The organism is Pseudomonas sp. MN1F (assembly GCF_009391885.1).
Classification (GTDB): Bacteria; Pseudomonadota; Gammaproteobacteria; order Pseudomonadales; family Pseudomonadaceae; genus Aquipseudomonas.
Map to the genome: position 1 here is coordinate 1 of NZ_VZII01000074.1, position 7,841 is coordinate 7,841.

At 62.6% G+C, this 7,841-nt stretch carries 3 protein-coding genes and 1 tRNA gene; 3 read left to right on the forward strand and 1 reads right to left on the reverse strand.

Annotated features, from left to right (window positions below):
- The first annotated feature begins 139 nt into the window (after positions 1-139).
- The 3 genes from F6X59_RS28840 to F6X59_RS27955 all read left to right on the forward strand — a co-directional run bounded on the left by F6X59_RS28840 (position 140) and on the right by F6X59_RS27955 (position 7,631).
- Entirely contained in the window at positions 140-3,778 is a 3,639-nt protein-coding gene (locus tag F6X59_RS28840) for an RHS repeat-associated core domain-containing protein (protein WP_218572264.1), read from the forward strand.
- Between the two features lie 349 nt (positions 3,779-4,127).
- Positions 4,128-6,524 (forward strand): fimbria/pilus outer membrane usher protein, encoded by a 2,397-nt coding sequence (locus F6X59_RS27950; RefSeq protein WP_256669544.1) that lies wholly within the window; start codon positions 4,128-4,130, stop codon positions 6,522-6,524.
- Between the two features lie 30 nt (positions 6,525-6,554).
- Positions 6,555-7,631 carry a fimbrial protein gene (locus F6X59_RS27955; protein ID WP_152959297.1) on the forward strand — a complete coding sequence of 359 codons (1,077 nt, stop codon included), beginning with the start codon at positions 6,555-6,557 and terminating at the stop codon, positions 7,629-7,631.
- A gap of 131 nt (positions 7,632-7,762) precedes the next feature.
- On the opposite strand, the gene F6X59_RS27960 is transcribed toward F6X59_RS27955, so the two are convergent.
- Positions 7,763-7,838: transfer RNA gene (locus F6X59_RS27960), tRNA-Gly, on the reverse strand.
- Positions 7,839-7,841: the final 3 nt, after the last annotated feature.

Below are 7,841 nucleotides of genomic sequence, written 5' to 3' on the forward strand. Positions count from 1 at the left end.
CACGGTCTATACCCGTCATACCTATTATCCACAGACCGGTGAAGGTGAAGATTGCCCGCCCGACCCACTACTGTTCACCCGCTGCCGCAAGACCAGCACGGTACACCCGGCCAAGATCGGCGAAGGCCAGGCAGCCACCTTGCGCACCCGTTACCGCTACCAAGCCGTGCCTGCCCTGAGCACGGCAGCGGCGGCCCAGGGCTTCCTCGATGCCCGCGAGGAAGAACTGTCACAGGTACTGGATGGCGACATCGAGCGGGTTCTGCAGGCCACCACCCGCAGCCTGTACAAGGAAAGCGAGCACAACGCCTTCCTGCATGGCCGCCTGGCCCAGCAGGCGATGACACTCAAGCATGCGACCGACCCTGGCAAGGACAAGACTGCGACGTCGACGTTCTTCCATTCGCTGATCGACGACGACAACCGGCAAAAGACCTTGCTGCAAGTGCGTGAGACGTTCAAGGCGCATGACCTGAGAGAGCGCACAGTGGCCCGCGCGCATTCCATTCATAGCGGCCTGCTCATGCGCGACCAGGACGCCAACAAGGTAAACATCCACTATCAGTACGATGTGCTCGACCGTATGACGGCCGAGACGGTCATGGGTGACGATGGCGCCAATGCCGCGAGCCGAACCTTCGCTTACGTGCTCGGTGCCAAGCCCTACGAAGAAGTCACGGATGTCAACGGCGTGGTCTCGCGCACCTGGTTCGACGGGTATAACCGGCCTATCCAGCATGACCGGGAAACCGAAGACAAAAGCACCGGGCAGCGCAACTGGCACGTCGTGCAGACGACGCAATACGACAGCGCAGGCCGCACCGCGTCGGAAACCACCTACGACTACCTGGACAACGACGAAAAGCGCACGCTGACCAGCACCTATGGCTATGACGGCTGGGGCGAACGCGTGACCAGCCAGCAGCCCGATGGCGTCGTGGTGTGCATCCAACGCTCGCCCTTCGGCAAGGAAGGGTTCATCGTCGACACCTGGCAAGAACGTCACGGCGAGGCCAGGCCACGCAAGTGGCGCCAGTTTGCCAGCAGCGAGTTCAACCGCTTCGACAAACCGATCAGCGACCGCCGTCTTGACACTGACGAGCAGTTGGTGGGGCGCATGCAGTATTACTACGACGGTATCGGCCGTTGCGTGCGCCAGGTGCAGCACCTGCGCGACCCTCTGGACCTGGAGGGGCCCCCACTGCAGCAGGAGACCAAGCTCGCCTACGACGTGTGGGGGCGCATGGACAGCAGCGAACGCCCCGATGGCAGCAAGCTGCTGCGCCGCTTTGCCAGCCACAGTACCGATGAGCTGACCATCGAGCTGTCACTCGAGCCGGCAGAAGGCGGACCAGGCAGCATCATCTGCGAGCGCACCTTCGATGGCCTCGACCGGCTGACCAGGCTGACCGTCGGCAAGCGGACCGAGCGCTTCAACTACCACGGCCAGACGACCTTGGTCGACGAACATACGAAGGCCTCCGGCCGCATCCTCAAATATGCCTACACACCGGAGCTGACCCAACAGCCCACCTCGGTCGCCCTGAAGGGGGCAACGGCAGCCAACGACGACGCCCTGTTCGATTACGCCAGGCCCGACGCAGAAATGACCTCGGCCGAAAACAATGCAGGCACGCGAAGCTACGACTACACCGACCAGGGCTATTTGCTTGAAGAAACCTGGACCGACAAGACCACCAACACGCTCGACTACAGCATCACGCACGACACATCGCTTCAGGGCCGCCCGCTCAAGCGCACCGCCAGCAATGGTCCGCAGACCGTTTACACGTACGACGCCCAGGGGCGCCTGCAACAGACCAGGCAAGCGCGGCAGGAACAGCCTACGCGAGGTTACCTCGAAGCCACGTTCATCTATGACGCTGACGGGCGTCTGTACCAGACCACCACGCTCGACAATGTCAGCAAGCGACAGGTCACCAGCACCGTGTTGTATGACGACCAGGGGCGTGAATCCGAACGCAGCGTGGCGCTCGATGACGGCAGCACGCGAACGATGCAACTGGTATGGCAAGACAACGATCTGCTGCACAGCCGCGCCACGCTGCAAGACGGTCAGCAGCGCCTGCTGGAAACATTCAGGTATGACGGCCTGAACCGGCTGACCAAGGTCAGCTGCACGCTCGAGGACGAGGGCGACGCCGAGGCCTACTTGCCACGTAACCGCGCCGGCCGCTCCATCACGGCGCAGGTGTTCCGGTTCGACCTGTGGGACAACCTCACCCGCTGCCAGACCACCTTCCACGACGGCAACACCGATGACGGGCGCTTCGAGTATGGCACCGAGAATGCGGACGATGTCTACGACCGGTTCCAGCTACGCGAGCTGAGCCACAGCTTGCACCTGCAAGACCCGGGTGCAGAGGATTATCCGAAGTTCCAGACGTTTACCTATGACGAGGACGGCAACCAGTGCAATGACGAGTGGGGCAACGCCCTGACCTACGATGACTTCGGGCGCCTGCAGCAGGTGACCAGCAGCGATGGGCAACGCGTGCTGTCGCGTTATCGCTACGATGCGCACAATGACCTGGTGGGTGTAACCCAGCCTGATGGGGTCGAACAGCTGCGCCGCTACGAAGATTACCGCTTGAGCGCGGTTACCCAGGGCAATGAGCAGGTTCACTACCTGTACGGCGACACGCACCCGCTTGGCCTGCAAAACCTTGCCAAACCGCAGGACACACGCTTGCTGGTCACCGACCATGCCGCGTCGGTGACGGCCGAATACAGTGCCGGGGGCGTCAGCCAGGCGCACTTGAGCGTGTATGGAGAGCGTGGCGACGATGACAGCCTCAAGGCCCTGCTGTCTTTCAATGGCGAGGTGCGAGAACAACTGCTCGACTGGTACTTGCTGGGGCGTGGCCTGCGCGCCTACAACCCTGGGCTGATGCGCTTCCACAGCCCTGATTCACTGCCCCAGGAAGATGCAGGGGTCAACCCCTACATGTATGCCCTCGGCAACCCGGTGAACTGGGTCGACCCGACGGGCCACCGGTCCTCGCCGGTGCCAAGCCGGGATCCGAAGCCGCCTTATATCGATCCTTTGGAAGAGCCTAAGGGCGGCGGGTTCATGGACATTCTCGGGCACTTCGGAGCGCTTGCCGCAGGCATTATGGTGGGCGCAATTTTGGCCAGCTTGCTGCCACCGGTGGGCGCGATGGTGATCGGCGTGACGCTTATCGCAGTAGGCGCAGGCATGTATTTCCTGGCAGATAAAATGACCAGCAACAGTCAAACACAGTCGATTATCAAATATGCTGGCGCATTCATCGCAGGTGTCGGTTTAGGCATGCTAGGCAAGGGAGCGTTTAGGTACTTCAAGGGGGCGGGGGGGAAAGTTACAACTCCAGGGTCGCGTGCGGGTGCTGGCAGTCAAAGAGGAAGTATAATTTCGAACGCCCCATCTACGGGCCCTGCACAGCAGATGCCCGCGCCTGCGCCTCAACCTGCAGCCTCACCTTTGAACACAGCGAGTGCAGCACCAGCACCGCGTGCCCCCACGCCGCCAGTAGACTACTCAACACCGTCGCCGGCACCTTCATCAGCACCTTCATCAGCACCTTCAGCAGCACCTTCACCAGCACCTACGCAGGCAAGTTCGCTGGCAAGTTCACCGCGAACATCGATATCGTCACAAGGAGGAGTTGACACGACAAGCTATATCAACCAAAGGAATTGGCGCCATCTCCTGTATAGAACAAACGGCAAAACGTGGGAGGCCCTTCGCGATCGACCGTTCACCTCATACAACTAGTTGTAAGCCATAAACAGCAGGGGCCCCAACTGGGGCCCCTGCTTTCTTAGAGCAAAACCGGTCTTCTGATTTATCCCCGCCTTGCCAAGAAGTGCCTTACATCCCCGCGCTCTCATTATCCCTATCGTGCCTCTATCTGAGCCCAGCTCATTGCCGCCATTTGCTCATGATTTGAATTGCCGCACCCAGTATGACTGACGCGCATTCATCTCGAAGGCGGTATCCCGATAGGATCATGCCGATGTTTACCCCTTCAATTCGCAACCCGTCACGCCTTCTACTCCTTTCATGCTGTAGCTTCAGCCTGCTCATCACCTGCCAGAGCAACGCATACGCCGAACTTCAAGCGATGCCGTTCGACGCCAGCTTCATGTACCAGGCCCCCGGCCAGCCCGCGGACGCCGGCGCCCTGGCCCTGCAATCCCTGGCCGCCGAAACTCCGCTCGCCGCCGGCCGCTACCGCCTGCAAGTGTGGGTCAACCTGGTGCTCCTTGCCGAACACGAGGTAGCCCTCAGCAATATCGACGGCCAGCGCGCCCTGCAGCCGTGCCTGGACGCCGCCCTGTTGCGCCAGGCCGGCCTGCGCGAGCAGAGCCTGGCGCAGCCGTTGCCCGACGACGACCGCTGCCTCGACCTCGAAGCCCTCGCCCCCGGCGCCACGGTCAAGCTCGACAGCCGCCAGCTGCGCCTGGACCTGTCCATCCCCCAGGCCTTCATGAACCGGGACTCGGCGCGCATGCCGAGCGCCGATCAATGGGACTATGGCATCAATGCCGCCTTCATCAACTACCAGGCCTCTGCGCAAATGCGCAGCCAAGCCCACGCTGGCAGCCAGAGCAACCAGGACCTTTACCTCAACGGCGGCCTGAACCTGGGCCCCTGGCGCTTGCGCAGCAGCCAGACCCTGCGCGAGGACCAAGACGGCAGTCGACGCTGGACCCACACCAATACCTACGCCCAGCGCGACCTGCCCGGCAGCTTCGGCACCCTCACCCTGGGCGAAACCTCCAGCAACGGCGAAGTGTTCCGCAGCCAGCCGTTCACCGGCCTGCAACTGGCCTCGGACATGGGCATGCTGCCCGATGTGATGCAGAACTACGCTCCGATCATCCGCGGCGTTGCACAAACCCGTGCCAAGCTTGAAGTGCTGCATAACGGCTACCCCCTCTACAGCACTTATGTGGCCCCGGGCCCCTATGAAATCGACGACCTCGCCGTAGGTGGCGGCAGCGGCGAGCTGGAAATCGTCCTCACCGAAGCCGACGGCCAGGTCAGGCGTTTCATCCAGCCCTATTCCAGCCTTAGCAACCTGCTGCGTGAAGGTATCTGGCGCTACAGCGCCACCCTGGGCCGCTACAAGGGCGCCGAAAACCTCGAGTCGCCACTGCTGTGGCAAGCGACCCTGGCCCGCGGTGGCAGCGCCAGCACCACCCTGTATGGCGGCGTGCAAGGCGGCGACTACTATCGCGCCGGCACCTTGGGCGCCGCGCGCGACCTGGGTAACATCGGCGCGCTGTCGTTCGATGTGACCCGTGCCGAGAGTGATTTGGGCAACGCCCTGGGCAATGTGCACGGGCACAGTTTCGCCGCGCGCTACGGCAAAGCGTTCGATACCGGCACCAACCTGCGCTTCGCCGGCTATCGCTATTCCACCGAAGGCTATCGCGACTACGACGAAGCGGTGCGCGAACGCAACGCCTACAGCGCTTACCACGGCAGCCGTCGCAGCCGCCTGGAAGCCTCGGCCCACCAGCGCCTGGGCATCCGCAGCGCCCTGAGCCTGACCATGACCCAGGACGACTACTGGCAAAGCAACCGGCAGTTGCGCCAGTACCAATTGCAATTCAGCTCCCGCCTGAAAGACGTCACCTTCACCCTCTACGCGTCACAGTCACTCAACGAGCGCAGCCAGAACGACCGCATGTTCGGCCTCAGCCTGTCGATGCCCCTGGACTTCGGTCGCGCCTCCAGCGCCAACCTCGACCTGACGTCCCGCAACGGCGCCCACGGCCAGCGCGCCAGCCTCTCCAGCAGCGCCCTGGACCACCGCCTGAGCTACGTCGCCTCGGCCAGCCGCGACGAACGGCACAACCAGACATCCGCCCTCTCGGTCGGCTACCAGGGTGCCAACGCCAGCGTCGGCGCCGGCTACACGCAAAGCGACGATTACCGGTCGCTATCGGTCAACGCCAGCGGCAGCCTGTTGCTGCACGAAGATGGCCTGACCTTCGGCCGTTATCTGGGCGAAACCAATGCCTTGGTGCAGGTGCCAGACATCGCCGGGGTCGGCGTGAAAAACGCCCCTGGCAGCCGCAGCGACAGCAGCGGCCACCTGCTGGTGCCGTACCTGAGGCCCTACCGCAGTAATTTGCTCGAACTCGACACCGACGACCTGGGCCCGCAGGTGCAGATCGACAACGGCGTCCAGCACCTGACTCCGCGCCGCGGGGCGATCGTGCAGGCCAGGTTCGACGCGCGCAAGGTCAGCCGGCTGATCCTCACCCTGCTGCATGCCGACGGCCAGCCCCTGCCGTTTGGCACCCAGGTCAACGATGACGCAGGCACGTCGCTGGGCGTGGTCGGCCAGGCCGGCCAGGCCTTGCTGGCGGTCGAAGACAAAGCCCAGGCGCTGCACCTGCGCTGGGGCGAAGACAGCCATGAGCAATGCCGACTGCAGATCGAGCCCGCCACCATGGACCAAGCACAGGGCTACCACCAACAGACCTTGAATTGCCCCACGACCTGACCCCGCCTACCGGCATCGGAATCGATCACCATGACTGCTTCATTCACTCGACGCGCGATCCTGCCCCTGGCCCTGACGAGCCTGCTGGCCAGCAGCAATGCATTGGCCCTGTGCAAATGGGACGGCGGCCAGCCCACCGGGAAACTGCTGTACAACATTGACCTGGGCACGCTGTGGGTGCCACGCGATGCACCGACGGGCACCGTCATCGCCACCACCGGCATGAAGAGGACCGCCAACGCCACGGGCGATGTGCTCCTGTGCCCGGTGGCTGTCGCCGGTGACTATGCCGAAGTCAACCTGACTGTCACCCCACTGGTTGTCCGCCATCTACCGCCTGTCGCCGGCATCGACCCCGACCGCGTGCTGGAGACCAACATACCCGGCGTTGGTGTGCACATCGCCTTGGGCATACCGTATCAGGGAGGACGCGACAACCTCTGGGTCCCGATAAGCCCTGTCTCGATACCTTATAAAGGCTACCAGGACAAACCCAGCCCTGGAGCGATCCGCACGACCTATATGGAAACCGATATCACCGTGATCAAGACCGGTGACATACCGCAGGGCCCGAACGAGTTTGCCGGGAAGGAAGTGTTCAGCGGCACATTCACTGGCGTAGGCAGCGTGCTGAACGCCAGCCTGCACGGCACGGTCATGCAGGCGCAATGCTCCCTGCGAGCCAACCCCGTCAGTGCCGACCCGGTCGAACTTGGCGAACACAAAAAGGACATATTCACGGGCGTAGGCACCGTAACAGCCTCGATCCCCTTCCAAATCTACCTGAACCAGTGCGATGACGACCCGGCCAGTGGCAAGGCGCGAGTGCATGTCAAGCTGGACGTGACCAAGGGCGCCACCGTGATCGATGCCGGCAAAGGCTTGTTCAGCCTGATCCGGGACCCTGGCAGCGCGACCGGCCTGGGCGTGCAGGTATTGCGAGGCGACGGTGTGACCCCCGCCGAGCTTGGCCAGGAGCTGGACATGAGCGCAATCACCCCGGGCGATATGCGCATCGACTTCAACGCCCGCTACTATCAGGTGGACGCAGAGGTCACACCCGGAATCGCCAAAAGCGCACTCAATTTCACGATCTATTACAAGTAGGGCGACACGCTGGATGGGCACAACGGGCGAGGCTGGCCCGTTGCGCCAACGACGAACCGCTGGTTCGGGATAAAAAACGGACAGACAGAAACGAAGAAAGGGACTTGCGTCCCTTTCTTCGTTCAACGATTTGGAGCGGGAAACGAGACTCGAACTCGCGACCCCGACCTTGGCAAGGTCGTGCTCTACCAACTGAGCTATTCCCGCAAT

Bases quoted from the DNA above. Each gene is read 5' to 3' on its own strand.
- F6X59_RS27950 (WP_256669544.1), top strand. From the start codon at position 4,128: ATGCCGTTCGACGCCAGCTTCATGTACCAGGCCCCCGGCCAGCCCGCG.
- F6X59_RS27955 (WP_152959297.1), top strand. From the start codon at position 6,555: ATGACTGCTTCATTCACTCGACGCGCGATCCTGCCCCTGGCCCTGACG.